We start from the raw sequence: 23535 nt of genomic DNA on the forward strand, positions 1-23535 counted from the left end.
GCAATATGTCCCAAAATGCGGGCCTGTTTAATAATTTTACGCAAAATAGACATCCTGTTTTGATGTTTTAAAATACAATTAATGCGTCAAATTTATATTTACATGTTGGAGCTGATAACATTACTGGTGGACTCATCACTTTTCGCCGTCGTTGCCGGATCGGCATCGCGGCAGGAGATGAGAGGAGGCGCTCGCAGCCTTTCTTCGGGTCGCGCCTGTCGAACGAACAGGCCGCCGAGCGTGCGCATCAGGGAGGAGTGAAGATGTTAAGGCTGACTCGGATTGCCTTGATCGCTGCCCTGGGGCTTTGCCTGACCTTCGGCGGCGGTACGGGCGCGGCCGCGGCTGACGACACGGCCGCGATTGTGGAGAACGTCCTTGAGGCGTGGTCAGGCGCAAATGTCGGCTCAAGGTCAGAAGAGCTTGCCGGCATGTATGCCCCGAATGCCCTGTTCTACGGCTCGGCGCCCGACCTTTTTGCGGGGCAGGCGGGCGTTCTGGCCTATTTCCAGGCCGTGCCGAAAGGCGGCGTGAAAGAGGCTGTTTTCTTCGACACGCAAAGCGCCCGCATCGCCGAAAATGTGATCGTGGTCGGGTCGTTCGTCGACTTCCACGTGAACTTTGCGGGCGCGGCAAAAGTCCTGAATTACCGCATCATGCTCACGCTCGTGCGTGGTGAGGATGGCAGCTGGATGATCGCCGGCCACCATGCGGCCCCGAGGCTCTGACCCCGGCGGCTTTAAAAACAAAAAGTCAGATAAAAGGGAGGAATGAAATGGGATTTACCAGGAGGGCGATAATCGCCTCGGCCGCCGCGATGTCGCTGTTGCTGGGTCATCCGGCCGCGGCGCAGGACAAAGACCACGTTACCGTCGGGGTTCTGACCGACATGTCGGGCATCTTTTCCGACATTACCGGCGAAGGTTCGGTGCTGGCCGCGAAAATGGCAATCGATGCGTTCGGCGGCGAAGTCGCTGGCCGACCGATCCGGTTGCTGGTGGGCGATCATCTGCACAAACCCGAGGTGGGCAGCAACATCGCGCGTCAGTGGATTGACGAAGAGAACATCGACGCCATCGTCGATCTGCCGAATTCCAGCGTGTTGTTGGCGGTCGTCGAGGTTGCGCGCGATAAGGGCCATGCCGTTATTCTGGCTGCGGGCGGCCAGACCTCGCGCTTTGCCAACGAGGCCTGTTCGTCGTTCGGCTTTCAGTGGGTGACGAACAGCTATGCCACGGCGCACGGCCTGGCGGGGCTGGCGACCGAGGAAGGGGCCAGGAAATGGTTCCTGATCCAGCCGGACTACGCCTATGGCGACGCGGTCGCCAAGGATATCTCGGCGGCCGTTACGGATGTGGGCGGCGAAATCGTCGGCCTGATCAAGCATCCGCTGAACACCAGCGACTATGCCTCTTACATCCTTCAGGCGCAGGCTTCGGGTGCCGATGTCATTGCGCTGCTGAATTCGGGCGCCGATCTTGTCAATGCGCTCAAGCAGACCGCGGAATTCGGCGTCACGCAAAAGCTTGTCACCTCGAACCTGTATCCGATCACGGCCCGGGCGGTCGGGCTGGATACGGTCAAGGGGCTGATTTCCTCTGACGGCTACTATTGGAACCAGAGCGAGGAGGCCGCGAAATGGTCTGCCGAATTCATGTCGCGCCACAGCAAGGGCCAGGCGCCGAGCGCGGTGCAGATCGGTGTCTATTCCGCCGTGACGCATTTCCTCAAGGCGTTCGAAGCGGCCGAGACCAAGGATCGCGACGGGATCTCGAACGCGATGCGGGCGCTGCCGGTCAACGATCAGTTCGTGTCTGACGGCATCGCGCGTGCCGATGGGCTCATGGTTCACGACATGCTGCTGATGCAGGCCAAGGCACCGGACGAAGCGGCCTCGGGCTGGGACGTTTTCAACATTCTGCGGCGCATCCCCGGCGATCAGGCTTATGCCGATCTGTCGACCAGCCTCTGTCCGTTGGTGAAGTAACTTTTCGAGAGCGTCAGGAAGGCGTCGTAACGGTGCCTTCCTGCATTTGTCCCGCCCTGTGCGGTTGCGGTGCCCGTCCTGGCCTGGGTGGCGTGACGTGCCGCAGCCAGAGGGCAAGGGGACGGCAGAGCGAGGACCGAAAAGTTGGAAAGCACGGACGTGAAACAATCAGATGAAGTCATGATTGCCGGGGGGAATGCCGAAACGCTTTTGGAGGCAGCCGGCCTGACCAAGCGTTTCGGGGGCATCGTCGCCGTCAACAATGTGAACCTGAAGGTTCGCCGCGGCACAATCCACGCCCTGATCGGGCCGAACGGGGCCGGAAAGACCACCTGTTTCAATCTGCTGACGAAATTCATGCAACCAAGCGCCGGAACGATCACGTTCAAGGGGGCGGATATCACCCGTCTGTCGCCGGTTGCTGTCGCCCATCGCGGGCTTGCGCGTTCGTTCCAGATATCTTCGGTTTTCCCCCGCATGACGGCGCTTGAAAACGTCCGTATCGCGCTTCAGCGCGAACGCGGGGATTCGTTCTATTTCTGGAAGTCGGCAAAATCGCTCGATGTCATGAACGCGCGGGCGATGGAGATGCTGCATCGCGTCGGGCTGGCCGACTATGCCGGCACCACCGCGGCCGAACTGCCCTATGGCCGCAAGCGCGCGCTGGAGATTGCCACGACGCTGGCGCTGGACCCTGACATGCTGTTGCTGGACGAACCGATGGCGGGCATGGCCAGCGCCGATATCGGCCTGATCAGCGAATTGATACACAGCCTCGGGCGGAGCCATACGATCCTGATGGTCGAGCACAATCTGCGCGTCGTGGCCGATATCTGCGACGCGATCACCGTTCTGGCCAGGGGCGAGGTGCTTGCCGAAGGACCGTACGAGACAGTGTCGGCGGACCCTCGGGTGCAGCAGGCCTATATGGGGGTGGAGCATGACTGATCCGACGCAGGCGCAGAACGCGGGCGCAAATCGACTTGTCCTTGAAGATGTCCATGCCTGGTACGGCGAATCCCATGCGCTGCAGGGTGTGAACCTGGAAATCGTCGAAGGCGAGATCGTCACCCTGCTCGGGCGTAACGGGGCGGGCAAGACGACGACGCTGAAATCCATCATCGGGCTGATGGACCGCACCGGCGGTTCGATCAGCCTGCGCGGTCGCGAACTTCTGGGGCGCAAGCCCGAAGAGATCGCGCGCGCCGGCATCGCCTATTGCCCGGAGGAACGCGGCATATTCTCCAGCCTTTCCGTGCTTGAAAATCTGCTGCTCCCGCCGGTGATCGGGCCGGGCGGGCTGGGCCTTGACCGCATCTATGATCTGTTCCCGAACCTTCTGGAACGCCGGTCGAGCCCCGGCACCAAATTGTCGGGCGGCGAACAGCAGATGCTGGCGATCGCGCGGATCCTGCGGACGGGGGCGCATCTGTTGCTGCTGGACGAACCGACCGAAGGGCTTGCGCCGGTGATCATCCAGGAAATCGGCGCGCTGATCCGTTCGCTGAAAGAAGAGGGTTTCACGATCCTTCTGGTCGAGCAGAACTTCCGCTTCGCGGCAACCGTTTCCGATCGCTACTACGTGATGGAGAGGGGCAAAGTGATCGACGAACTGGGCAAGGAAACCATCGGCGCCCACGCCGACCGGCTGGTGGAGTATCTTGGGGTATGACCACACGACACAAACCGAACAAAGCCGCGCAGGGCATGTCTGCCAACCGGGCGGCCCGTGCCGAAACTCCGATCTGCGGGGGGATGATCCATGAATAACCTTTTCGACTATCCGATTCAGGTGATCTACGGGCAGCTGTTCCTCGGGCTTATCAACGGGGCGTTCTATGCGCTGATGAGCCTTGGGCTTGCCGTGATCTTCGGGATGCTCAACCTGATCAACTTCACCCATGGCGCGCAATATATGCTGGGCGCCTTCGCGGCCTATTTCCTGCTGGACTGGTTCAATATCGGGTACTGGCCGTCACTCTTTCTGGTGCCGCTGATCGTCGGCGCGCTCGGGATCGTGATCGAGGTGGTTTTTCTGCGCCGTCTCTACAAGCTGGAGCATATCTACGGGCTGCTTCTGACGCTCGGGCTCGCGATTGTGATCGAGGGCGTGTTCCGCGCGCTCTATGGGTCGTCCGGTCTGCCTTACAATGTCCCCCAGGCACTGAGCGGTTCGGTCGATATCGGGTTCATGCGCCTGCCGATTTATCGCGGGTGGGTGATCGTGCTGTCGCTTGGGGTCTGCCTTGTGACCTGGCTGGCGATCGAACACACTAGGCTGGGCGTCTATCTGCGCGCGGCGACGGAAAACCCGAAACTGGTGCGCACCTTCGGGATCAACGTGCCGCGCATTATCACGCTGACCTACGGGTTCGGCGTGGCGCTTGCGGCCATCGCCGGTGTGCTTGCGGCGCCGATTTACAGCGTCAGCCCGCAGATGGGGACAGATCTGATCGTCGTCATCTTCGCGATTGTCGTGATCGGCGGTATGGGATCCATCCTGGGGGCAATCGCCACCGGGTTCGGCCTGGGCGTCGTGCAGGGGTTGACCAAACTCGTGCTGCCGGTCGCGTCGGAAACCGTGATCTTCATCGTGATGGCGATCGTCCTGCTGTTGCGCCCGAACGGGCTGTTCGGAAAATCCGCGGACATTGTCCATGCCCCCGGGTCCGAGGCCGCGCCGGTCGATCGCCGCCGCAATGGCCGGCTGGACATGATGCTCTTTCTTCTGATGGCAGCCGCCTTTATCGTCGCGCCGCTGTTTGTCTATCCCGTCATCATGATGAAGATCATGTGTTTCGGGCTGCTGGTGCTCGGGTTCAATCAGTTGCTGGGCTATACCGGGCTGATCTCTTTCGGCCATGCGATGTTCCTTGGCTGGGGCGGTTATGTGGCTGCGGTCGCCGCCAAGTCATGGGGTTTTCCGCCAGAGGCCTGCCTTCTGGTCGGCGGCGTGGTCGGCGCCATGCTCGGGCTTGGTGTCGGGGCGCTGGCGATCCGGCGGCAGGGCATCTATTTCGCGATGATCACCCTGGCTTTTGCGCAGATGTTCTATTTCTTTGCCGTGCAGGCGCCCTTTACCGGCGGCGAGGACGGGATTCAGGCGGTGCCGCGCGGCCGGCTGTTCGGTGTGATCGACCTTTCCGATACGACGGCGATGTACGGCTTCGTACTCGTAACCTTCCTGCTGGGTTTTCTTGCGATTTACCGGATTATCCATTCGCCCTTCGGCGAGATCCTGGTGGCGATCCGCGAGAATGAGCAACGTGCCATATCGCTGGGATACAATGTCGATCTTTACAAACTTCTGGCCTTTGTCCTGTCCGCCTCGGTCGCGGGCGTCGCCGGGGCGCTGAAGGTTCTGGTGTTCCAACTGGCGTCGCTGTCGGATGTCCACTGGTCAATGTCGGGTGAAATCCTGCTGATGACGCTTGTCGGCGGCGTGGGCACCATTTTCGGGCCGGTTCTCGGCGCGGCCGTGATCGTCAGCCTGCAGAACTTCCTGTCCGGTTTCGGGGCCTGGGTGCCGGTTGTGCAGGGTGTGGTCTTTGTCGCGACGGTGCTGCTGTTCCGGCAGGGTCTCGCCGGCGGGCTGGGGCGGCTGGCGGATCGGCTGCGCGGAAAATCCGCGACCGCTGGAAAAGAGTGAGCGGCGGATCTGAGCCTCGCAGACGCCGCGCGGCGTCTGCGGTATGTCCGCTGCGCCCCCGCCCGCCGAATGGCTATCGCAAGCCGCATGATGATCTGCGCGGCCCGGGCGTGTCCTGCGCCGGGAACCGTGTGGGCGTCTGACCGACGTGGCAGACACACAGCCCAGACCGGCCACAAGCACCGCCCCGGGCGCCCGGGCGGCAAACCTGCTGGTCGCTGACAACACGTTGGATCGGCGGTTCCGCGTGGATGCGCCAGGCAGGTGTGACTGGGTCAGTCACCAAAACTTCACGCAACCGTCAACCACCTGAAACAGGCGCCCTCCATTCATCCGGATGAATTTCCAACGGAGGGTGTCATGAAGTTCAAAACGATACTGGCGAGCCTTGGCGTCGTGGCGTTGTCCGCCACGGCCGCAATGGCCGAGACATGGAAGCTGGCCGTGACCGATGTCGAGGGCATGGAGCGTCTGCAGGTCGAATGGGGCCCGTTCAAGGAGGCGCTCGAAACGGCAACCGGCGATACGTTCGAGTTTTACCCGGTCAACTCCCGCACCGCGGCCGCCGAAGCATTGCGCGGCCAGTCGGTGGATTTCGTGGTGTCCGGCCCGGCGGAATATGTCGTGATCAACAAGCTGACCGACGCCACGCCGCTGATCGGCTTGGGTCGGCCCGACTACCATTGCGCCATTATCGTGCGTGCCGATAGCGGCATCAACGTGCCGGCGGACCTCAAGGGCAAGAGCGTGGCTTTCGGCGACATCGGCTCGACCTCGAACATGCTCTGCCCGATGCAGCTTCTGGCGGATTACGGCGTCGATCCGGTCAACGACATCAACAAGATCCATACCAGCCGCAACATCGCGCATGAAGCCCTGAAGGCCGGCGACGTGGATGCCATCGGCTCGAATGGCGGCAGCTGGCTGAACGTGCGCAACAAGGAAACCGAGCTGCCTTATGGTTTCTTCAAGATGATCGCGCGCTCGGGCGATCTGCCCAACGACATGATCATGGTCGGCACGCATGTGCCCGCCGAGGCCGCAGGCGCCGTGCGTGACGCGATCCTCGACCACAAAGCCGAGATCATCGCCGGCATCACGGCTCATGAAGAGAATGACAAATATGTCGGCATGGACCTCGTGGCGATCGAGGATAGCGCCTATGACTACGTGCGCTCCATGTACAGTAATGCGGGCTATCCGCAGTTCGACAGCTTTATCGGTGACTGATCTGTCGACACGAACCTCGGCACGTACCAGCCGATCGGAACAGACCGGGGCGCCAGACGCCCCGGTTTCATCCGCTATCATGCCGGCGATCGATGCCGAAGCCGTGCGCCTAGCCAAGTCTTATGGCGAGGCGCGCATTTTCTCCGACATCAGCTTTCGTCTGGTCTGCGGTGAAGCCGTGGCACTGGTCGGCGCGAACGGCACCGGGAAATCGACCCTTTTGCGCTGTCTTCTCGGGCTTGTCCCGCCTTCTGCAGGCGATGTGCGGCTGCTGGGGCAATCGGTTCATCAGGCGACGCCGTCGGCCCTGCGCAGCTTGCGGGCCAAGACCGGGCTTGTGGCGCAGAAACACAACTTGGTTCCGCGCCTGTCTGTGCTTTCCAACGTGGTGCATGGCCTTTTGGGTCACAAACGGGGCCCCCGCCTGTGGTCACAGGTTTCTGCACCAATCGAGGCGCGACAGGCCGCGATGGCGGCGCTGCACGCTGTCGGGCTGGACCACCTGGCGCTGCGCCGGGCTGATCGGCTTTCGGGCGGGCAGTCGCAGCGCGTGGCCATCGCCCGCGCCCTTGTCGGCAAACCCAGGCTGCTGATCGCGGACGAACCCTGCGCCTCGCTCGATCCGTCCGCAGGCGAGGAGGTCATGGAGTTGTTCTTTCGCCTCGCGCGGCAAGAGGGGGTGACGGTTGTCTTCACCTCGCACAACATTGAACACGCGCTGCGCTATGGCGACCGGATTCTGGGCCTGGCGGACGGGGATATGAAACTCGACGCAACCGCAGCATCCCTGTCCCGAACGGATCTGAGAGGACTCTATGCTTGAAACGAGCAAGGTGCCCGCGCGCTTCGAACGTCCCTCGGCAATAGCTTTCGTCGGCTACGCCATTGGTCTTGCGATCCTTGTCTGGGCCTTTGAGGGCGCAGGCTGGTCGAGCGAGAAAATCCTGCGTGCCCCGCCAGCGCTGGCCGACTTCCTGTCGCGGGCCTGGCCGCCGGCCACCGGATCGCTGGAGCGGCTGGGCTGGAAAATGGTCGAGACGCTGCAGATCGCCTTTTCCGGTGCGGTCCTCGGGGTGCTCCTGTCTTTGCCCATCGCGTTTTTGGCCGCGCGCGGCCTTGGGGCAGGCCGCCTTGTCAATACGGTGACGCGCACGGTGCTGGGCTTCATCCGGGCGGTACCAGACATCGCATGGGCGCTGATCTTCGTCGTGGCCGTGGGGCTTGGCCCCTTTGCCGGGATGCTGGCCATCATGGTCGACACGGTCGGCTTTTGCGGCCGTTTCTTCGCGGATGACATGGAGGCGGTGGACAAGGGGCCGCAAGAGGCCCTGATCGCGACGGGCGCCAGCAAGCTGGACGTGGTGGCCTGCGCCGCCGTGCCTGCCGCGATGCCGGCCTTCGTGTCGACCTCGCTGTACGCGTTGGAAAAGGCCGTGCGATCGTCGACCATCCTGGGGTTCGTCGGTGCGGGCGGCATCGGAATAGAATTGAAGGTCGGTTTCGACCTGTTCGACTATCCGACAGCCATGACGGTGATCCTGATGATCGCCGCTGTCGTGATTGGTATTGAGGCACTCAGCGGCTGGGCCCGCAAGAAAATCATCGGAACGGACAAATGAAGACAGATACCGCGGATCAGCACTGGAACGCCCAATGGGCGGGCATCGAGGCCGACAGCAAATGGCTGTCCCCCGAAGAAGACGTGAAGGTCTGGGCGGCCGGACTGGAACCGGGCGCGCGTATCCTCGACCTGGGTGCCGGGGTGGGGCGGCACGCGCTCTGGCTGGCCCGCGAGGGTTTCGATGTGACCGCGCTTGATGCCGCGTCCGAGGGGCTGGCTGCCATCGACGCGGCGGGCGGTGTCACGACCGTGCACGCCCGGATGCACGATCTGCCCTTCGAGGACGGCAGCTTTGACCATGTGCTGAGCTGGAATGTCATCTACCATGGCGACGAAGACATCCTGCTGCGCACCATAGGCGAGATCCGGCGCGTGCTGAAACCCGGCGGCAGCTATCTGGGCACGATGCTGTCGGCGCGCCGCCTGCCGCATGAACGCGCCAAAGCGGAGGGGCGCGAAATTTCGCGCAACACCTGGGTTTTCGACAGCCCCGATAGCGACAAGAACCACCCACATTACTATTGCACCGCCGCTGAATTGCTGGCGTTGTTTTCCGGCTTTGAAGTGCAGTGGCTGGAGGATCGGGAACACGAAAAGCCCGGCTCCTATCACTGGCACCTGATCATGGAGCGGCTCTGACGATGAATGTGCAGACCTTCGAGGGCGCGACCGTCTTTCTGCCGGGGGAGATCGTGGAAACCACCGTCACCGTCACCGTCGCGGATGGCCGGATCGCCGAAATCGGCGGGCCGGTGCAGGGCGAAGTGATCGACGCACGGGGCCGCATCCTTGCCCCGGCAATGATCGACGTGCACGGCGATGCGTTCGAGCGCCAGTTGATGCCACGCCCGAACGTCTATTTTCCGCTTGAAGCGGCGGTGCTGGAGACTGACCGGCAGTTGGCCGCCAATGGCATCGCCACGGCATATCACGCGATCACGCTGGGTTGGGAGCCGGGGCTGCGCGACGTGGGCCGTGGGCGCGACCTGATGCAGGTGATCCGCGATCTGGCGCCGCGCCTGACGGTCGAGAACCGGGTGCAATTGCGTTGGGAAACCTTCGCCTTCGAAGCGCTTGATGTGATCGAGTGGGCGCTGGCAGGGCCGCTTCTGCCGTCGATTGCCTTCAACGACCATACCTCGATGACCATGCGCGCCTACGATGTGCCAATTCAGGACCGGGCGTTCGAGTTGTCGCCGGATTTTTCCATCGCCGCTTTGGATGATGACCGAATGAAAAAGCGCACGGCCTCAAAGGCGCATCGCGCCGGGCTGAATGAAGAAGATTACATTAAGCTGCTGGGCCAGGTTTGGGATCGCCGCCCGCAGGTGGCGGATGTCGTCAAGCGCGTGGCCGCGGCGGGACGCAAGGCAGGGGCGCCGATGCTCAGCCATGACGACACGCGCGCCGAGACCCGTGCGTGGTTTCACGACCTCGGCGCCACGGTCGCGGAGTTCCCGATGGTCATGGAAGCGGCCGAAGCCGCGCGCGCCAATGGCAATCCGGTCATCTTTGGCGCCCCGAACGCGGCGCGGGGGGGCAGCCACATCGGCTCGCTGAGCGCGGGCGATATGGTGGAGGCCGGGCTGTGCGATGCGCTGGCCTCGGACTATTTCTATCCGTCCCTGCTGGCCGCCATCGACCGGTTGGACCGCGAAAAACGCGCTGACCGCGGCACGCTGTGGTCGCTCGTTGCGGCGGGGCCGGCGGGGGCGATGAATTTGGCCGACCGGGGTGAGATCGCAACGGACCGCCGGGCGGATCTGGTTCTGGTGGACTGGCCCGATGGACACCCCCCGGCCATTCGCGGCACATGGGTGGATGGGCGCTGCGCGTACCGCGCGCTTCCTGCGGGATGAGACGGCCCTGCGGCACCTATCTGTCAGCGGCCGGGCCGGGGAACGCACGGGTCTAGGCTACGGGGGCCTTGATGTATGCCGGTGCAGTGCTGTTGCCACTGCTGGCCTGGGAACCGGGCCCGTCCACGATGTTGCACCGGCGCGGTTCGGGCAGCGGATCAGCCACGGTATTTTTCAATGAAAGCATTGATGTCCAGCGCGCGTATATCCGGCAAAGCTGCCTTGTATCTATCGCGCGGCCAGTCCCATACGGCAATTTCCATCAGCGTCTCGGCCTGCGCCACGGAAAACCGCCGCTTGATGACCCGCGCCGGCACGCCGCCCACAACCGTATAGGGTGCCACGTCCCGCGTCACCACGGCCCCCGCCCCGATCACCGCGCCCGTGCCGATGGTCACGCCCGCCGTCACCGTCACGCCATGCCCGATCCAGACATCATGGCCGACGGTCACCCAGTGATCCTTGCGCCATTCGAAGAAATCGTGGTCATCCTCGCCCAACCCGTAAGCCTGGGCCCGATAAACAGAATGATGCTGTACGGCCCTCCATGTCGGGTGATTGCCGGGGTTGATCCGGGTTGCATTGGCGATGGAGCAGAACTTGCCGATGGTGGTCCAGACCACATGGCAGTTCTGTGTGATATAGGAATAGTCCCCCATCTGCGAGGACTTCATCATCGTGCCCCGGCCCACCTCGGTCCAAGCGCCCAGTTGGCAATCCTCGACCTGGGCCTCCGGGTGGATGGTGGGGGCCTCGCTCAGGCGTTGTTTCGATCCTGCGCCGCTCATTTTTTGCCCTCAGCGTGCCAATTCGGTTTTGCCGATCAGCCGCTGGCGAAGCAAACCAGACAACCAGTCGATCAGATAGACCATTGCTATGATCAGAAAGATGATCGACCACGCCTCGTCCCAGCGATAGGCCGAGATCCGGTCAGACAGCAGGAACCCGATGCCGCCTGCGCCGACAATACCGAGGATCGTGCCAGAGCGAACGTTGGATTCGAAATTGTAGAGCAGAATCGACAGGATCACCGGATTGACCTGCGGCGTGATCCCGAAGCGGATCTGCTGAAGCCGCGACCCACCCGAGGCTTTGATCCCTTCAACCGGTTTGTTGGAGGTGTTTTCGATGGTTTCCGAGAAAAGCTTGGCAAAAGTGCCGATCTCGCTCACGGCGATGGCCAGGATGCCGGGCAGTGGACCCAGCCCAAAGGCGCGGATGAAGATCAACGCCAGGATCAGCGTCTCGAAAGCGCGGATAATGTCATAGCCGCGGCGGGCGCTCAGGCGCAGAAAGTTCAGGCGGTTGATATTCTTGGCACCCAGGAACGAGATCGGAAAGGCAAAGATCGCGCCAAGAAGCGTGCCGAGGAAGGCCATCGACAGGGTTTCGCCCAGCCCTTTGGCGATCTCGGTGAATTCCGCCCAGCTTTTCCAGACATAGGGCGGGAACATGAAGTTGAGCACGTCGCTGAACCGCCCGATCCCCGTCCAGATACGCGCGGGAGAGAAGTTGAAAGCGATCAGGCAGTAGACGAAAAGACCGACGAACACCGCCCAGATTGCAGCACGCCGAAGGCGCACGAACAAAGGCGCGCGAAAGGCGAATGGATGGGCGGCTTTCGCGGCGTCGATGCGGGCCTGGTTCATGTGTTACGCTCCCCCAAACCAATGACGCGGTGGCGCAACCGCTCTGAGCCGTAGTCGATCACGATGACGGTGGCGAGAAGGATAAGAAACAGCGCCGAGAGGTCGGTGTATTCCTGAAACGACATCGCGGTGCGGATTTCCTGACCCAGACCGCCCGCACCGACGTAACCGATGATCGAGGAGGAGCGCACGTTGATTTCGAAGCGCAGGAGCGTGTAGCTGATGATATTGGGCAGCACCTGCGGCACCGCACCGTAGCGGATCTGATCGAACCAGGTGCCGCCCGCGGCCTTCACACCCTCAAGCGGGGCCATGTCGATGTTCTCGTTTACCTCGGAGTAGAGCTTGCCCAGTGCGCCGGTGGCATGAAGCCCGACCGCAAGCACGCCGGCCATCGGGCCGACAGAAAAGCAGAAGACGAAGATCAGCGCCCAGACAAGCTCTGGCACGGTTCGCGCGATTTCGAGATAGCGCCGGCAAATCCACAGCACCCCTTTGTTGGGCGAAAGGTTGCGCGCGGCGGGGAAGGACAAGAGAAACCCGCCGATGACGCCGAAGGTGGTGGCCATGAAGGCAATGAGGACAGTCTCCAGAAGCAGGCGCAGCCAGACCCTCCACCGCCAAAACCATTCGGCAAGATCGGTCCAGAAGCTGTCCCAGCGCAGCACCGGCAGGGTCTGGGCGACATATTCGCCGAGCCGCGGAATGCCGGCGGGGATCACCCAGCGCCAATCGCGCGAGCCGTCGCGCAACGTGACCTGCGTCACCTTGAAGAAATCGCCAAGCCAGGACGTCACAGCGAAAAGGACAATGAAAATGGTGACCCCGATGACCCAGTTCACCCGTGCGCTCCGGCGCTTCGCCGCGTAGTCGCGTTCGAAAGCGGCGATGGCGGATGGCCCGGAGAGGGGCGGATTTTCGACGAGTTCGGCGGTGAGGGTCATGGGGGAGCCTTGGGGCGTTGGAGCGGGGCCAATGCGGCCCCGCCCCGTTGAGTCTCAGGAGCCGCGACGGTGCTCTTTGATCCAGTCGCGCATGTCGACGATCCACTGGTAGCGGTCGGTGTTCACGCGGGTGTACCCAACTTCGGGGTTGGGATCGGTTTCGTCGAAGGAAGAAAAGAGCGCGTAACCTTCGGGGTCTTCCGTCGGGAAAGCCTCGATGGCGGTGGTGACTTCCTCGATCATCTCGGCGGGCAGATTGTTACGGAAGGTCCAGGGGCCGGAGGTGATTTCCGGGCTTTCCCAGATCTTGCAGACCTGGCCGGACTCGATCATGCCCTTGGTTTCCATGCGCTGGTAGATGCCGTCCAGGTCGTTGTTCTGATAGGTGGAGGCGGTGTCGAAGGTGCCGTTGACAACGCCCTGCACGCCCGCTTCGTGGGAGCCGGAGAAGGGCACGGAAGCGAAGTATTCCTCGGGCTTGAAGCCTTCCTTCGTGACCATGTTGAAGTAGGGGACCGCATAGCCGGAGGTGGAATCCGGATCGGCGAAGGCGTGAACCTTGCCCTTGGCGTCGGCAAGCGAGGCGATGCCGCTGTCGCAGCGGGTTACGACGATCGAGCGATAGCCGGTATTGCCGTTCTTCTTGATCGTGGTGAGAGCCGGCACGACACCGCCGTTCGTGGCGGTATAGGCAGCGGCGTAGGAGGAAGAGCCGAACCGGGCGATCTCGATCTGGTCGGCGGCGATGGCCTGGATCACGCCGTCATAGTTCCCGGCGGTGAAGATCTCTACCTCGACGCCAAGTTTGTTTTCGAGGAAGGCGCGCAGCGGTTCGGTGCGCATCAGGCGGTCTTTTTCGTTCTCTCCCGACAGGACGCCGAATTTGACGACCTGATAGTCGTCCTTCCAGCCCTCGGCGAGGGCGGGGGCCGCGATGAGCGCCACGAGGGCGGCAGTGCTGAGCAGTTTCATGGGTCTCTCTCCGTGGGTTGAGCAGTGTTGAAACGGGTATTCAGGCGGGGACGGGTTTGGCCTTTCCCCCTGCCGGAATGGAGGTGGAGGTGACGGCCTCGTTGAATTCGGCCAGCCCCTCGGAGCCATAGATGTCGCGCACAACGTCGTCGGTAAGCTGCGCGGCGACGCCGTCGAACATCACGCGGCCCTCGCGCATGGCGACGATCCGGTGGCAATAGGCGCGCGCCGTGTCGAGCGTGTGCAGATTGACCAGAACGGTCAGCCCGTCTTCTTCGTTGATGCGTTTGAGTGCGTCCATCACCCGGGTTGCGTTGCCCGGATCGAGCGAGGCGATGGGCTCGTCGGCGAGCATGATGCGCGGGTTCTGCACCAATGCGCGGGCAATGGCGACGCGCTGCTGCTGGCCACCAGAAAGCGTACCGGCGCGTTGCAGCGCTTTCGGCGCCATGTCGAGACGGTCGAGCGCCTCGATGGCCATGGTGCGCTCTTCGTCGGAGAACCGCATCGCCATGGAATGAAGGAATCCCGTGCCCGCCAGCCGACCGACCAATACGTTGGTCAGCACGTCAAGGCGGTCGACCAGATTGAACTGCTGAAAGATCATCGCGCAGTCGCGGCGCCACGCGCGCAGGTCCCGGCCCCTCAGCGCGGTAACCTCGCGGCCCTCAAACGAAATCGATCCCGACGTGGGATCGATCAGGCGGTTGATCAGGCGCAACAGGGTCGATTTACCGGCGCCGGAGCGCCCGATCACACCGACGAACTGGCCGGCCTCGATGTTGAGTGACACCAAGTCGACGGCCTTTGTCTGGCCAAAGTCGCGAGAGACCCCCGAGAGGCTGAGTACACCGGTCATGGCAATTCATCCGAACAAATTCTGCCTCCTCGGGATAAGTGGCGGGCATGACGGTCGGGCAACCGGTCCGTGACAATTCAGTGAAAACCTCAGGCCACCGCGCGCGCCGCTTTGGACAAGCCTTCCAGCGTGCCGTTCGAATAGATCACGGCCCCGGCCCGAAGTGTGCAGGCGACACGGTCATGGGAATCGACCACGATCAGATCGGCAGACTTGCCGGGCGCGATTTCGCCACGGTCGGTCAACCCCAGCGCCTTGGCCGGGTTGGCCGTGGCCAGCCGCACCGCACCGGGCAGCCCGTCGGGATCATGTTCGGCCAGAGCGCGGATCGCCGGCAAAAGCGCCGCCGGGTGATAGTCGGCCGCCAGAATGTGCAAAAGCCCCGCGGCATGGGCGTCGCGCGCGGACAGGTTGCCCGAATAGCTCTTGCCGCGCATGGCATTCGGTGCGCCCATCGCGGTCATCAGCCCCTTTGACGCGACGGCCCGGGCAGCTTCCAGCGTCACCGGGAACTCGCTGATGACGGCACCAAGATCGGCCATCAGATGAACTTTGTCGACCGTGTCGTCATCGTGGCTGGCCAAGGCGACGCCATGTTCGCGGCAAAGCCGGGCGACCGCCTGCATATTGGCCAGCAGAACCTCCTGCGGGCGCGTCCGTTCGGCGATGGCGGTCGCCACCATCTGCCGCGCTTCGGTTTCGGAGATGCCGTTATGTGCCGCTTTGTTCTTGATGTGAATTTCGAGATTTCGATACTGTCCCTGCCCGGGCGTGTGATCCATGATCGAGACCAAATCCACCTGCCTATCCTGCAAGAGCGCCTCCAGCACGCCGACGGCATTGTCGAAGGTGATGTCGAACCGCGCATGAACGCGGTGATCGACCCGGCAAGTCATACGCGCCGCGTGGATGGCCCGGATTGTGCGGCTGGTATGCGCAAATGACCGCCGTTCGCCATCCCGCGCCCCGCGCGAAAAGGACACCGACGCATAGGCCGTCGTCACCCCCGCCGCCGCCAGCCGGGCGTCAAGATGGTTCAGCGCAACCTCCACCGGGAAATCAACACGGGCGCGCGGCTCCAGTTCGGTTTCGATCATGTCGCCATGCATGTCGATGAAACCGGGGAAAACCTCTGCCCCGTTGCCGTCAATGCCACCGGCCACCGGATGGTCGCAGATTTCGGCAATCACGCCGTCCTCGATCAGCAGCGATCCGCGTGGAATGATCTGGCCGGGCAAAACCAGAGAGACATTAGAGAGCCACATCTTCACGCTCCTCGCGGGTTGGGGCATCCGGGGTCAAGTCGATGATGCGGTCGATTAAATGCGCGACATCGTCCGGGTGGTGAAACACGCCGATCATCGTGGTGCCCGCCGCCTTGAGATCGGCCAGCCGGGCCACCAGCGCGGCCCGCGCAGTGGCATCGAGTGAGGCGGTCGGTTCATCCAGCAGCAAAAGCTTCTGCGGCAGGATCAGCGCCCGGGCAAGGTTGACCTTCTGCTGCTCACCGCCGGAAAAGGTGGTGGGATAGGCCTGCCAGAGCGCACGCTTGACGCCGAAAGTGTCCAGCCAGCGCCGCGCCTCGTCCAGTGCCTGTGCCTTTGAGTGTCCGGCCAGGCGAAGCGGCTCGGCCACCAGCGCCTCGGCGGAGACGCGCGGCCGCGCCACGAGGAACTGCGTGACGAACCCGATTTCTGTCCGCCGCAGGTGGGCGATATCCACGTCCGCTGCGCGCACCAGATCGATCACCCCGTGGCGGGAATGAAACAGCACCTCGCCCGCCTGCGCCAGATAACTGCGATACAGCGTGCGCAGCAGGGTGGATTTGCCCGCGCCGTTGGCCCCCTTCAGCAGCACGAACTCGCCCGCATCGGCGGTAAAGGAAACATCCCGGAACGCGCCGAGCGTGCTGCCCAGATGGTGCATGGTAAAGCCCTTGGTCAGGCCGCGAATGTCAAGAACCCGTGTCATAGCTTTGCGTGCACCAGTTGCTGGGTATAGGCGTGCTGGGGGTCTTGGAATATCTGGTCGGCAAGCCCCGCCTCGACCACTTCGCCGCGCCGCATGACCATCACGCGGTCGGCCAGCGTCCGGATGACGCCCAAATCGTGGCTGACGATCACCATCGTGATATGGCGTTCCTGTTGCAGCCGTTTCAACGTGTCCAGCACCAGGGCCTGCACAGACACATCGAGCCCCGTCGTCGGTTCGTCCAATAGCAAAAGCGCGGGCTCCAGCGCGATGGCCTTGGCCAATTGCACCCGCTGCTGCATCCCCCCCGACAGCTCGATCGGCGGCGCATCCAAGCGGTCGAGCGGGAATTCCGAGGCCGCCAGCGCCTCTGACGCCTTGGCGCGCAGGGTGGCAAAGCTGCGCTCGCCTGCGGTCAGCAGGCGTTCGGCCACGTTGCCCGACGACGAATGCTTCATCAGAAGGCCCAGATGCGGGTTCTGGTAGACGATCCCGATCCGCGTGGCGCAGAGCATCCTGCGGGCAAAGCGGTCCAGTTCAAACAGATTACCCGGCGCGTCCGGCAGATCGAGCGTATAGCTGCCCTCATCCGGCATCTCTTCGAGGTTCATCATGCGCAGAAGCGTTGACTTGCCCGACCCGCTTTCGCCGACGATGCCCAGCACCTCGCCCGGATAGGCCGTGGCCGACACATCGCGCAGGGCTGTCACGGTGCCATAGGTCTTGAACACATTGTGCACCTCGACCAGCGGCTTTGCGGTGACGATGCGGGGGGCCTCCAGCGCGACGGTCATTTGCGCATCTCCCCATTCGTGTACCAGGTTTCGCCGATCGCTACGGCGTCACCTTCGGACCGGCGGATTGTTTTGACCCCGAATTCGCTGTCCGACAGCTCATAGGTCGAACCGCCGTCCTCTTGGGGGATCTCGTTCATGAAAAAGCCCTTGGCGCCGGAGCGGGAACAGACCAGCCGGGCGTGTTCCTCGACCCTGTAAGGCACATCGTCAAAGACCAGCGGTTCGACCCGCGTAAAGGGCGGCACGGCGAAGATACGCTTTTCGCGGCCCGCCGACAGGATCGTCAGGTGCTTGGCCATGTGCAGCTTGGGCACGTCCCAGCGCGGGATCGGCGATGGGGTCATCACATGACGGCCATTGACCATGGACGGATAGCTTGCCCCCTGCATCACCCGGCCCGCGCGCACGATCTGTTCATACAGTTGCAGCCACATGCGCCCGTAATCGGCATCGGCGTGCATTTGCCGCGCGACGGACATGTCGGGCTGTACCGGGCGCAGCGGTTCGGGGTTGGGCACCTGCAGGACCAACACCTGATCGTCGCGCAGGATTTCCTCGGGGATGCGGTGGCGCGATTGGATCAGATCGGCCTTGAGCGTATCCAATGTGGTCGGCGCGCCAGAGACCCGCGCCAGAAAACGCCGGATCGAGGCGGCGTTCACACTGTCATCGGCGCCTTGGTCGATCACCTTGACGCATTTGTCGGGGGTGATCAGCGTCAGCGACGCCTGCAACCCGCCCGTGCCCCAGCCCCGCGCCATCGGCACTTCGCGGCTGGCATAGGGCATCTGGCAGCCCGGCACCGCCACGGCCTTTAGCATCTTGCGGCGCATCTCGCGTTTGGCAGAGCCGTCGAGAAAGCCATAGCTCATCGGCGCCCAATCCTTGGTCAGGTCCTTCAGGTTCATTCCGCGGGCTCCGTTTTCGTGCCCCCGGCGCGGGCCTTTCTGGCCCTGGCATCGCGCATGGCGTCGAGTGAGGACTGGAAGGTGACGTAGTGGGGCAGCTTGAAGTGGATGCAGAAGCCCGAACTCTCGACACCTTCGGTGTGATAGAGGAAAAATTCCTCTTCGGTCGCCGCGCCTTTCGGCGCACCCTTGGCGTTCAGATCGAGCGTGGCCGCGGCGATGCACTTGACCTCGTTCCAGCCCAGCGTCGCGGCGAAGCCAAGGCCCAGCTTCTCGCCTTTCTTGGAGACAACCTCGGCCTGGCTGACCTTGACCCGACCCGCGGAAAAGGTCGTCCCGCGCGGATGCGTGACGATGACTTCGGCCTCGGCCAGCCGCAATTCGTTCACGGTTGGATGCGCCTGCCCGTAGCCGCGCATGGCCGCGTATCCCAACGCCAGTGCGCCGCCGGTTTCCGCCCGCGCCAGGCTTTGCAGCCGGTGCGCGCGCTTGGCCGGGAACAACAGCGGCTCTCGCGTCAGATCGGGAATGTCGTTGCCCTGCGTCTGGTCCGGCTCCGGCAGGTCGACAAGGTCATTTTCAGACTGCCACGCGCTGACCGAGGCTTGGCGGGGCGTTGCGGGTGTGGCGGCGGGTGTGACCTCGGGCGGGGTAAACGTGGCACCCTGCAGCACCTCGGTCGCCAGAATGCGGTGCGCATAGTCCAGCGTCGGCCCAAGAACCTGCCCGCCGGGGATGTCCTTGAAAGCTGCGGAAATCCGGCGGTGGGTGAAGAGGTCGGGTTGCCGGACCGGTTTGGCCACACACAGACGCGGCTGCGTGGATCGCCACGCCCGCAAAAGCAGAACCGCCTCGTAAAGCTCCCCGCCGGTCTGGGCCAGCGCCAGCGCGGCAAGGTCTTCATCGTAAAGCGAGGCTTCCCCCATGACACGATCCACGAGATAGGGCAGGGCGCGTTTCACCTCCGCGACGCGGCCCGGGTCGATCGCCCCCATCTCGGAGCGAAACAGGCGTTCGGCCTGCTCTATGGCGCGCTCTCCGCCACGGGTTGCCACATAGGCCATCAGAGCACCTCCACGCAGGTCGATCGCGGAACGCCCATCACGGACGCGCCGTCGGTCAGCAACAAATCGAACCCCATCGGATAGCGGATCAGCTCCGCCCGGCGCTGCCAGAAGCCGTCGGGAAGCCCGCCGACATTTATCGTGGCCGCGCCATCGATCCCCGGCCCGGTCAGGCGCAGCGCAGCACCGTCACCAAGCCGTGCCTGGACAATCACCGTGGCACCCGCATCAGGATATAGATCCGAGCCTGTGGCGAGTTCGGCCAAGGGCGCGAGGTCGCTCAGTGTGCCCAGAAACGCATGGTCGGCCTGCGCCAGATCGGCCACCAGCGCGCCGGTCCGCAGGATCTGTGGCATCAGGCGCGGATCGGCGGAATAGGACCTGCACTCGCGGTCCAGCAGCGCGTTGATGATCGGTGCCTCATCCGCAGCAGGCATGACGCACAGGGTGCCGGGCCGCGACAGCGCGCGCAAAAGGGCGTCGAAGGTCGCATTGTCTTGTGCCTCTTCAACGGAAAAAGCCGGAGGTACCTGCATCAGAAAGTTTCCATATCGACGCGGGTGGCCTCGACCCGCCGCAGCGTCTCGGTCTCCCGTGCCGCCTGCGCCTCGGCCTGCGCGCGGCAAAAGGACATGCAAATGCTTTCCGACACCCCCCTGGCCACCGCAAGATCCACCACGGCCATAGCCATAGCCGCTTCAAGATCGTGCCCTTTGCGCATGCCATAACCCACCGTGCCGTCGGACAAGATATGTGCCTCGCTCACCAGCACCTCGCCCAGATGAAAGGCGGTGCCGCCTGCCGTGTCCTGCATCGGCAGCATCACCAACCCGGTGCGGTTTTGCACAACCTCGATCTCCCCCAGCCGGTCGATCAGCGTCTCGGCAAGGGCCTTCAGCGGCGCCGGGTCCGCTTTGGCAAGCACATCCAACAGCGCACCGTGCGACATGGGCTGCATCCTATCCTCCGAGGAACGTGAACTTGACACGCGGCGCCGACCAGACCACGCGGGAAAACGAAATCGGTGTGCCATCCATCAGCGTGTCGACGGCACAGATCACAGTGACGGTCAGTTCTTTATGTTGCCGCAAGAGCCGCGCCTCTTCGGGCTTGGCCTGGCGGCTGTAAAGCGTTGTCGCGCCCCTGAGATAGTCGTCGATGCCGTAGGATTTGTAGGTTTCCGTGACCGAACCCAGTACTTCGCGCCGTTCAAGATAGCCGGGAAAGCGATCTGCGGGATGATAGATTTCGCCCACAGCGATAGGTACGTTGTCGGCAAAAGTGAGCCGCCGGCCGGCCGATACAAGCGTGCCTGGGAGAAGCTTCAGGGCTTCGGCGACGCGGTTCGGCGCGGCAATGACACGAGCGTCCAGACGTTCGCGCCGCAGATCGATCCCCTGGCTGGCCAGATTGTCCCGCAGGCGCGTCCTGCGGCTTAGTTCGTAGGTGATGATGGGCGCGCGCGCGACAAAGGTGCCACGCCCCTGTTCGGCGCTGAGCAATCCCTTTTTCGCCAGATCGGCCACGGCGCGCCGTACAGAATGGCGGCCCACGTCATGTTGCTCGACGAGCTTTTGCTCTGTCGGCAATCTGTCCCCGGCTTTCAAACGACCCGTCTGGATGTCTTGTTCGATCGTGTCTCTGACGGTTTCCCAAGTCTTGTCCTGCATCGTGGGCCCTATTCATTCGAATGAATATGCCCTTAACGGGTGCAGATCACAGGCACATGACGGTACAGAGCTTTCGACGGTTTGGAAACGTCTGCAGCCGAGGATGCGGCAAAGCCCGTTTCAAAAACAGTTTGATAGATTTTGGTGGGGTTTTCCAGATGGAGGGTCAAGAAACCCGGCTACCCCGGCGCCACCCTGAAACCGGTTTTCCAATCGGCCCAAAGACCCCCGCAGGAGAAAGTCACTGATCTATTAGGAGGGTGATGGTAGCGGAGGAGGGACTTGAACCCCCGACACGCGGATTATGATTCCGCTGCTCTAACCAACTGAGCTACTCCGCCATGAGCGAGGGGCTAGGTAAGCGAGGCGCGGGGGGGCGTCAAGGGATAATTTCCGCGCCCGGCACCCAAACCGCAAAATCGCAGATCCCGCCCATGAACCGGCATTTGTCCTGCGCGGGCGCACCTGTTCTGGGGGCGATATCCGTTTGGGACAGCAAGGGATTCCGGTGGCCGGTTCGGAGCCCGGGGGCGTTTCAGGCCGCGCGACACTGCGCGCGCCGACCGGAAATGGCGATCCCACGAGGACTCGAACCCCGAACCTGCTGATTAGAAGTCAGCTGCTCTATCCAGTTGAGCTATGGGACCGCTGCGACAGGTTTTGCGGGAGCCGCCCCGGAAAGGCAAGTCTTCAGTGGGTCCAGGTGGCGCGCCGGTCGGGGGCGAAATTGTCGCCATAGCCGCGCGGGCGGATGTTGAACTTGCGCGGCTTGGGGTCCAGCACGATCGCGTCGATGCCGTGCTCGCGCGCATAGTCCAGCGCGGCCTCTTTGCTGTCGAAGCGCAGCCGGACCTGGCTTTGCGTGTCCGAAGAACTGGTCCAGCCCATCAGCGGATCCACGTCGCGCGGGCTGGCGGGGGCGTAATCCAGAATCCAGTGGTGGGTCTTGGCGGTGCCGGACTGCATTGCCGTCTTGGCGGGCTGATAGATGCGGGCGCGCATGGGCTTCTCCATCGGACTTCCTGTTCCTTATGGGAAAAACCGGCGCGCGGCGCAAGGGCCCTGCACACAGGAGCTAGCCCACGAATGCTTTTTCGACGACATATTCGCCGGGGTCTGAATTGGCGCCCTCGCGCAGGCCGAAGCCTTCCAGGATGTCCTTGATGTCCAGGTTGAACTGCAACGATCCGCAGACCATGCCGCGGTCGGTTTCGGGCGTGATCGGCGGCACGCCCAGATCGGCGAACACCTTGCCCGAGCGCAGGTTGTCGGTGACCCGGCCCATGAGCGGCCCGGGCTCGCGGGTTGTCGTGGGGTAATAGCGCAGCTTGCCGGCCACGACCTCGCCGATCAGCGGATCGTCGGGCAGGCTCTCGACCAGCGCGCGGCCATAGGCCAGCTCGGCCTGTTCGCGGCAGGTGTGCATCATGATGACCTCGTCGTAGCGCTCATAGGTCTCGGGGTCGCGCATCAGGCTGGCGAAGGGGGCGATGCCGGTGCCGGTGGCGAAGAACCACAGCCGCTTGCCGGGCAGCAGCGCGTCCAGCACCAGGGTGCCGACGGGTTTGGGGCGCAGGATGATCTGATCGCCGGGCCGGATATGCTGCAGGCGGCTGGTCAGCGGGCCGTCGGGCACCTTGATCGAGTAGAATTCGAGCTCTTCGTCCCAGTTGGGCGAGGCGATGGAATAGGCGCGCATCACCGGGCGGTCGTTTTCGCCGGGCAGGCCGATCATGACGAACTCGCCCGACCGGAACCGCAAGCTGCGCGGCCGGGTGACGCGGAACGAAAACAGCCGGTCCGTCCAGTGATGGACAGAGGTCACGGTTTGCGCGTCGGGAAGGGTGGCCACGGGTTTTGCCTGCGTGGCGGAGACGGGGCTTGTATCATTCATCGGTCAAATCCTCGGATAGCGGGCGGCGTTCAGACCGCGCCGCGCAAACGGTTCTGATAATCATGCGACTGCCAGGCGGCGCGCGCCTGCCAGTGCGGCCAGGGTTGGCGTTCGGCCAGATCGGGCGCGATTTCGACCTCGTCGAACCCGGCGCGCCGTGCCATCGCATATTGATCGGCAATGACATGACCGCGCGCGCGCAGACGGCCCTGGAACCCCATCAGCCGCAACCGCCGCGCCAGGGTAAAGCCGCGCCCGTCGGAAAAGGCCGGAAAATCGACGCGGATCATGTCGATCCCGTCCAGGTGCCCGGCCAGCGGGGCCAGATCGGCGTCAGAGGCCAGATCGAGCGCGACCGCGGGGGCGCCGGCCAGCCTGTCCAGATCTGCCACCGTGTTGATGCCATGCGTCCAGTCATCGGCGGCAAAGCCGGTATCGGTGACAATCACGTTCATCGGAGG

Annotated in this window: 26 protein-coding genes, 2 tRNA genes and 1 pseudogene; 11 read left to right on the forward strand and 18 right to left on the reverse strand. The window is 63.2% G+C overall.

The features are described 5' to 3' along the window. Nucleotides 1-263: 263 nt before the first annotated feature. From ACSR1C_RS13585 to ACSR1C_RS13635, 11 genes and pseudogenes are all read left to right on the forward strand, one after another. Nucleotides 264-728: a YybH family protein gene (locus ACSR1C_RS13585; RefSeq protein ID WP_460259984.1), complete on the forward strand. Its 465-nt coding sequence runs from the start codon at nucleotides 264-266 to the stop codon at nucleotides 726-728. 47 nt (nucleotides 729-775) lie between these two features. Next, nucleotides 776-1987: an ABC transporter substrate-binding protein gene (locus ACSR1C_RS13590; protein WP_460259983.1), complete on the forward strand. Its 1212-nt coding sequence runs from the start codon at nucleotides 776-778 to the stop codon at nucleotides 1985-1987. A 180-nt stretch (nucleotides 1988-2167) separates the two neighbouring features. After that, nucleotides 2168-2935: an ABC transporter ATP-binding protein gene (locus tag ACSR1C_RS13595; protein WP_460260019.1), complete on the forward strand. Its 768-nt coding sequence runs from the start codon at nucleotides 2168-2170 to the stop codon at nucleotides 2933-2935. Next, nucleotides 2928-3659, forward strand: a complete 732-nt coding sequence (locus ACSR1C_RS13600) for an ABC transporter ATP-binding protein (protein ID WP_460259982.1) — start codon at nucleotides 2928-2930, stop codon at nucleotides 3657-3659. The genes ACSR1C_RS13595 and ACSR1C_RS13600 overlap by 8 nt, the downstream gene beginning before the upstream one ends. 90 nt (nucleotides 3660-3749) lie before the next feature. Further along, nucleotides 3750-4634 (forward strand): annotated as a pseudogene (locus tag ACSR1C_RS13605) (branched-chain amino acid ABC transporter permease); the annotation flags it as partial. Nucleotides 4635-4769: 135 nt separating this feature from the next. Then, nucleotides 4770-5636, forward strand: coding sequence for a branched-chain amino acid ABC transporter permease (locus tag ACSR1C_RS13610; RefSeq protein WP_462596926.1), 867 nt, complete (start codon nucleotides 4770-4772; stop codon nucleotides 5634-5636). Nucleotides 5637-5996: 360 nt separating this feature from the next. Further along, entirely contained in the window at nucleotides 5997-6866 is an 870-nt protein-coding gene (locus tag ACSR1C_RS13615) for a PhnD/SsuA/transferrin family substrate-binding protein (protein WP_460259981.1), read from the forward strand. A 79-nt stretch (nucleotides 6867-6945) separates the two neighbouring features. Further along, nucleotides 6946-7689 carry a phosphonate ABC transporter ATP-binding protein gene (locus ACSR1C_RS13620; RefSeq protein ID WP_460259980.1) on the forward strand — a complete coding sequence of 248 codons (744 nt, stop codon included), beginning with the start codon at nucleotides 6946-6948 and terminating at the stop codon, nucleotides 7687-7689. Further along, complete coding sequence (phnE, locus tag ACSR1C_RS13625) at nucleotides 7682-8485, forward strand: phosphonate ABC transporter, permease protein PhnE (protein WP_460259979.1); 804 nt, start codon at nucleotides 7682-7684, stop codon at nucleotides 8483-8485. The genes ACSR1C_RS13620 and phnE (ACSR1C_RS13625) overlap by 8 nt, the downstream gene beginning before the upstream one ends. Next, nucleotides 8482-9126: a class I SAM-dependent methyltransferase gene (locus ACSR1C_RS13630; RefSeq protein WP_460259978.1), complete on the forward strand. Its 645-nt coding sequence runs from the start codon at nucleotides 8482-8484 to the stop codon at nucleotides 9124-9126. The genes phnE (ACSR1C_RS13625) and ACSR1C_RS13630 overlap by 4 nt, the downstream gene beginning before the upstream one ends. A gap of 2 nt (nucleotides 9127-9128) precedes the next feature. Further along, nucleotides 9129-10346 (forward strand): alpha-D-ribose 1-methylphosphonate 5-triphosphate diphosphatase, encoded by a 1218-nt coding sequence (locus ACSR1C_RS13635; RefSeq protein WP_460259977.1) that lies wholly within the window; start codon nucleotides 9129-9131, stop codon nucleotides 10344-10346. Nucleotides 10347-10504: 158 nt separating this feature from the next. Here ACSR1C_RS13635 and ACSR1C_RS13640 read toward each other — a convergent pair whose 3' ends face one another. The 18 genes from ACSR1C_RS13640 to ACSR1C_RS13725 all read right to left on the reverse strand — a co-directional run bounded on the left by ACSR1C_RS13640 (nucleotide 10505) and on the right by ACSR1C_RS13725 (nucleotide 23529). Then, complete coding sequence (locus ACSR1C_RS13640; protein WP_460259976.1) at nucleotides 10505-11134, reverse strand: DapH/DapD/GlmU-related protein; 630 nt, start codon at nucleotides 11132-11134, stop codon at nucleotides 10505-10507. A 9-nt stretch (nucleotides 11135-11143) separates the two neighbouring features. Continuing rightward, on the reverse strand, nucleotides 11144-11995 hold the full coding sequence (gene phnE, locus ACSR1C_RS13645) for a phosphonate ABC transporter, permease protein PhnE (RefSeq protein ID WP_460259975.1): 852 nt from the start codon (nucleotides 11993-11995) through the stop codon (nucleotides 11144-11146). Further along, nucleotides 11992-12939: a phosphonate ABC transporter, permease protein PhnE gene (gene phnE / locus ACSR1C_RS13650; RefSeq protein WP_460259974.1), complete on the reverse strand. Its 948-nt coding sequence runs from the start codon at nucleotides 12937-12939 to the stop codon at nucleotides 11992-11994. Before phnE (ACSR1C_RS13650) ends, phnE (ACSR1C_RS13645) begins: the two co-directional genes overlap by 4 nt. A gap of 54 nt (nucleotides 12940-12993) precedes the next feature. Continuing rightward, entirely contained in the window at nucleotides 12994-13911 is a 918-nt protein-coding gene (gene phnD / locus ACSR1C_RS13655) for a phosphate/phosphite/phosphonate ABC transporter substrate-binding protein (RefSeq protein WP_460259973.1), read from the reverse strand. Nucleotides 13912-13951: 40 nt separating this feature from the next. Then, a complete protein-coding gene (gene phnC, locus ACSR1C_RS13660; protein ID WP_460259972.1) occupies nucleotides 13952-14770 on the reverse strand; it encodes a phosphonate ABC transporter ATP-binding protein in 819 nt (272 codons plus the stop codon). A gap of 89 nt (nucleotides 14771-14859) precedes the next feature. Then, nucleotides 14860-16035 (reverse strand): alpha-D-ribose 1-methylphosphonate 5-triphosphate diphosphatase, encoded by a 1176-nt coding sequence (locus ACSR1C_RS13665; RefSeq protein WP_460259971.1) that lies wholly within the window; start codon nucleotides 16033-16035, stop codon nucleotides 14860-14862. Then, a complete protein-coding gene (locus ACSR1C_RS13670; RefSeq protein ID WP_460259970.1) occupies nucleotides 16022-16741 on the reverse strand; it encodes a phosphonate C-P lyase system protein PhnL in 720 nt (239 codons plus the stop codon). The genes ACSR1C_RS13665 and ACSR1C_RS13670 overlap by 14 nt, the downstream gene beginning before the upstream one ends. After that, nucleotides 16738-17535: an ATP-binding cassette domain-containing protein gene (locus ACSR1C_RS13675; protein WP_460259969.1), complete on the reverse strand. Its 798-nt coding sequence runs from the start codon at nucleotides 17533-17535 to the stop codon at nucleotides 16738-16740. The genes ACSR1C_RS13670 and ACSR1C_RS13675 overlap by 4 nt, the downstream gene beginning before the upstream one ends. Next, on the reverse strand, nucleotides 17532-18446 hold the full coding sequence (locus ACSR1C_RS13680; RefSeq protein WP_460259968.1) for an alpha-D-ribose 1-methylphosphonate 5-phosphate C-P-lyase PhnJ: 915 nt from the start codon (nucleotides 18444-18446) through the stop codon (nucleotides 17532-17534). The genes ACSR1C_RS13675 and ACSR1C_RS13680 overlap by 4 nt, the downstream gene beginning before the upstream one ends. Next, nucleotides 18443-19510, reverse strand: a complete 1068-nt coding sequence (locus ACSR1C_RS13685) for a carbon-phosphorus lyase complex subunit PhnI (RefSeq protein WP_460259967.1) — start codon at nucleotides 19508-19510, stop codon at nucleotides 18443-18445. Before ACSR1C_RS13685 ends, ACSR1C_RS13680 begins: the two co-directional genes overlap by 4 nt. Beyond that, nucleotides 19510-20046, reverse strand: coding sequence for a phosphonate C-P lyase system protein PhnH (phnH, locus tag ACSR1C_RS13690; protein WP_460259966.1), 537 nt, complete (start codon nucleotides 20044-20046; stop codon nucleotides 19510-19512). Before phnH ends, ACSR1C_RS13685 begins: the two co-directional genes overlap by 1 nt. Continuing rightward, nucleotides 20046-20468: a phosphonate C-P lyase system protein PhnG gene (locus ACSR1C_RS13695; RefSeq protein ID WP_460259965.1), complete on the reverse strand. Its 423-nt coding sequence runs from the start codon at nucleotides 20466-20468 to the stop codon at nucleotides 20046-20048. The genes phnH and ACSR1C_RS13695 overlap by 1 nt, the downstream gene beginning before the upstream one ends. A gap of 1 nt (nucleotide 20469) precedes the next feature. Continuing rightward, entirely contained in the window at nucleotides 20470-21180 is a 711-nt protein-coding gene (gene phnF, locus ACSR1C_RS13700; RefSeq protein WP_460259964.1) for a phosphonate metabolism transcriptional regulator PhnF, read from the reverse strand. Nucleotides 21181-21444: 264 nt separating this feature from the next. Next, nucleotides 21445-21521, reverse strand: a tRNA-Met gene (locus ACSR1C_RS13705). A gap of 229 nt (nucleotides 21522-21750) precedes the next feature. Continuing rightward, a tRNA-Arg gene (locus ACSR1C_RS13710) sits at nucleotides 21751-21827 on the reverse strand. Nucleotides 21828-21870: 43 nt separating this feature from the next. After that, nucleotides 21871-22182 carry an ETC complex I subunit gene (locus ACSR1C_RS13715; protein ID WP_460260017.1) on the reverse strand — a complete coding sequence of 104 codons (312 nt, stop codon included), beginning with the start codon at nucleotides 22180-22182 and terminating at the stop codon, nucleotides 21871-21873. 73 nt (nucleotides 22183-22255) lie between these two features. Then, entirely contained in the window at nucleotides 22256-23074 is an 819-nt protein-coding gene (locus ACSR1C_RS13720; protein WP_460259963.1) for a ferredoxin--NADP reductase, read from the reverse strand. 29 nt (nucleotides 23075-23103) lie between these two features. Next, nucleotides 23104-23529, reverse strand: coding sequence for a DUF934 domain-containing protein (locus ACSR1C_RS13725; RefSeq protein WP_460260016.1), 426 nt, complete (start codon nucleotides 23527-23529; stop codon nucleotides 23104-23106). Nucleotides 23530-23535 lie beyond the last annotated feature (6 nt).

Source organism: Actibacterium sp. D185-2 (assembly GCF_054954595.1).

What these genes read in the sequence shown, in the direction of transcription:
- ACSR1C_RS13585 (WP_460259984.1), top strand. Translation starts at nt 264, where the DNA reads ATGTTAAGGCTGACTCGGATTGCCTTGATCGCTGCCCTGGGGCTTTGC.
- ACSR1C_RS13590 (WP_460259983.1), top strand. Translation starts at nt 776, where the DNA reads ATGGGATTTACCAGGAGGGCGATAATCGCCTCGGCCGCCGCGATGTCG.
- ACSR1C_RS13595 (WP_460260019.1), top strand. Translation starts at nt 2,168, where the DNA reads ATGATTGCCGGGGGGAATGCCGAAACGCTTTTGGAGGCAGCCGGCCTG.
- ACSR1C_RS13600 (WP_460259982.1), top strand. Translation starts at nt 2,928, where the DNA reads ATGACTGATCCGACGCAGGCGCAGAACGCGGGCGCAAATCGACTTGTC.
- ACSR1C_RS13610 (WP_462596926.1), top strand. Translation starts at nt 4,770, where the DNA reads ATGAAGATCATGTGTTTCGGGCTGCTGGTGCTCGGGTTCAATCAGTTG.
- ACSR1C_RS13615 (WP_460259981.1), top strand. Translation starts at nt 5,997, where the DNA reads ATGAAGTTCAAAACGATACTGGCGAGCCTTGGCGTCGTGGCGTTGTCC.
- ACSR1C_RS13620 (WP_460259980.1), top strand. Translation starts at nt 6,946, where the DNA reads ATGCCGGCGATCGATGCCGAAGCCGTGCGCCTAGCCAAGTCTTATGGC.
- phnE (WP_460259979.1), top strand. Translation starts at nt 7,682, where the DNA reads ATGCTTGAAACGAGCAAGGTGCCCGCGCGCTTCGAACGTCCCTCGGCA.
- ACSR1C_RS13630 (WP_460259978.1), top strand. Translation starts at nt 8,482, where the DNA reads ATGAAGACAGATACCGCGGATCAGCACTGGAACGCCCAATGGGCGGGC.
- ACSR1C_RS13635 (WP_460259977.1), top strand. Translation starts at nt 9,129, where the DNA reads ATGAATGTGCAGACCTTCGAGGGCGCGACCGTCTTTCTGCCGGGGGAG.
- ACSR1C_RS13640 (WP_460259976.1), bottom strand. Translation starts at nt 11,134, where the DNA reads ATGAGCGGCGCAGGATCGAAACAACGCCTGAGCGAGGCCCCCACCATC.
- phnE (WP_460259975.1), bottom strand. Translation starts at nt 11,995, where the DNA reads ATGAACCAGGCCCGCATCGACGCCGCGAAAGCCGCCCATCCATTCGCC.
- phnE (WP_460259974.1), bottom strand. Translation starts at nt 12,939, where the DNA reads ATGACCCTCACCGCCGAACTCGTCGAAAATCCGCCCCTCTCCGGGCCA.
- phnD (WP_460259973.1), bottom strand. Translation starts at nt 13,911, where the DNA reads ATGAAACTGCTCAGCACTGCCGCCCTCGTGGCGCTCATCGCGGCCCCC.
- phnC (WP_460259972.1), bottom strand. Translation starts at nt 14,770, where the DNA reads ATGACCGGTGTACTCAGCCTCTCGGGGGTCTCTCGCGACTTTGGCCAG.
- ACSR1C_RS13665 (WP_460259971.1), bottom strand. Translation starts at nt 16,035, where the DNA reads ATGTGGCTCTCTAATGTCTCTCTGGTTTTGCCCGGCCAGATCATTCCA.
- ACSR1C_RS13670 (WP_460259970.1), bottom strand. Translation starts at nt 16,741, where the DNA reads ATGACACGGGTTCTTGACATTCGCGGCCTGACCAAGGGCTTTACCATG.
- ACSR1C_RS13675 (WP_460259969.1), bottom strand. Translation starts at nt 17,535, where the DNA reads ATGACCGTCGCGCTGGAGGCCCCCCGCATCGTCACCGCAAAGCCGCTG.
- ACSR1C_RS13680 (WP_460259968.1), bottom strand. Translation starts at nt 18,446, where the DNA reads ATGAACCTGAAGGACCTGACCAAGGATTGGGCGCCGATGAGCTATGGC.
- ACSR1C_RS13685 (WP_460259967.1), bottom strand. Translation starts at nt 19,510, where the DNA reads ATGGCCTATGTGGCAACCCGTGGCGGAGAGCGCGCCATAGAGCAGGCC.
- phnH (WP_460259966.1), bottom strand. Translation starts at nt 20,046, where the DNA reads ATGCAGGTACCTCCGGCTTTTTCCGTTGAAGAGGCACAAGACAATGCG.
- ACSR1C_RS13695 (WP_460259965.1), bottom strand. Translation starts at nt 20,468, where the DNA reads ATGCAGCCCATGTCGCACGGTGCGCTGTTGGATGTGCTTGCCAAAGCG.
- phnF (WP_460259964.1), bottom strand. Translation starts at nt 21,180, where the DNA reads ATGCAGGACAAGACTTGGGAAACCGTCAGAGACACGATCGAACAAGAC.
- ACSR1C_RS13715 (WP_460260017.1), bottom strand. Translation starts at nt 22,182, where the DNA reads ATGCGCGCCCGCATCTATCAGCCCGCCAAGACGGCAATGCAGTCCGGC.
- ACSR1C_RS13720 (WP_460259963.1), bottom strand. Translation starts at nt 23,074, where the DNA reads ATGAATGATACAAGCCCCGTCTCCGCCACGCAGGCAAAACCCGTGGCC.
- ACSR1C_RS13725 (WP_460260016.1), bottom strand. Translation starts at nt 23,529, where the DNA reads ATGAACGTGATTGTCACCGATACCGGCTTTGCCGCCGATGACTGGACG.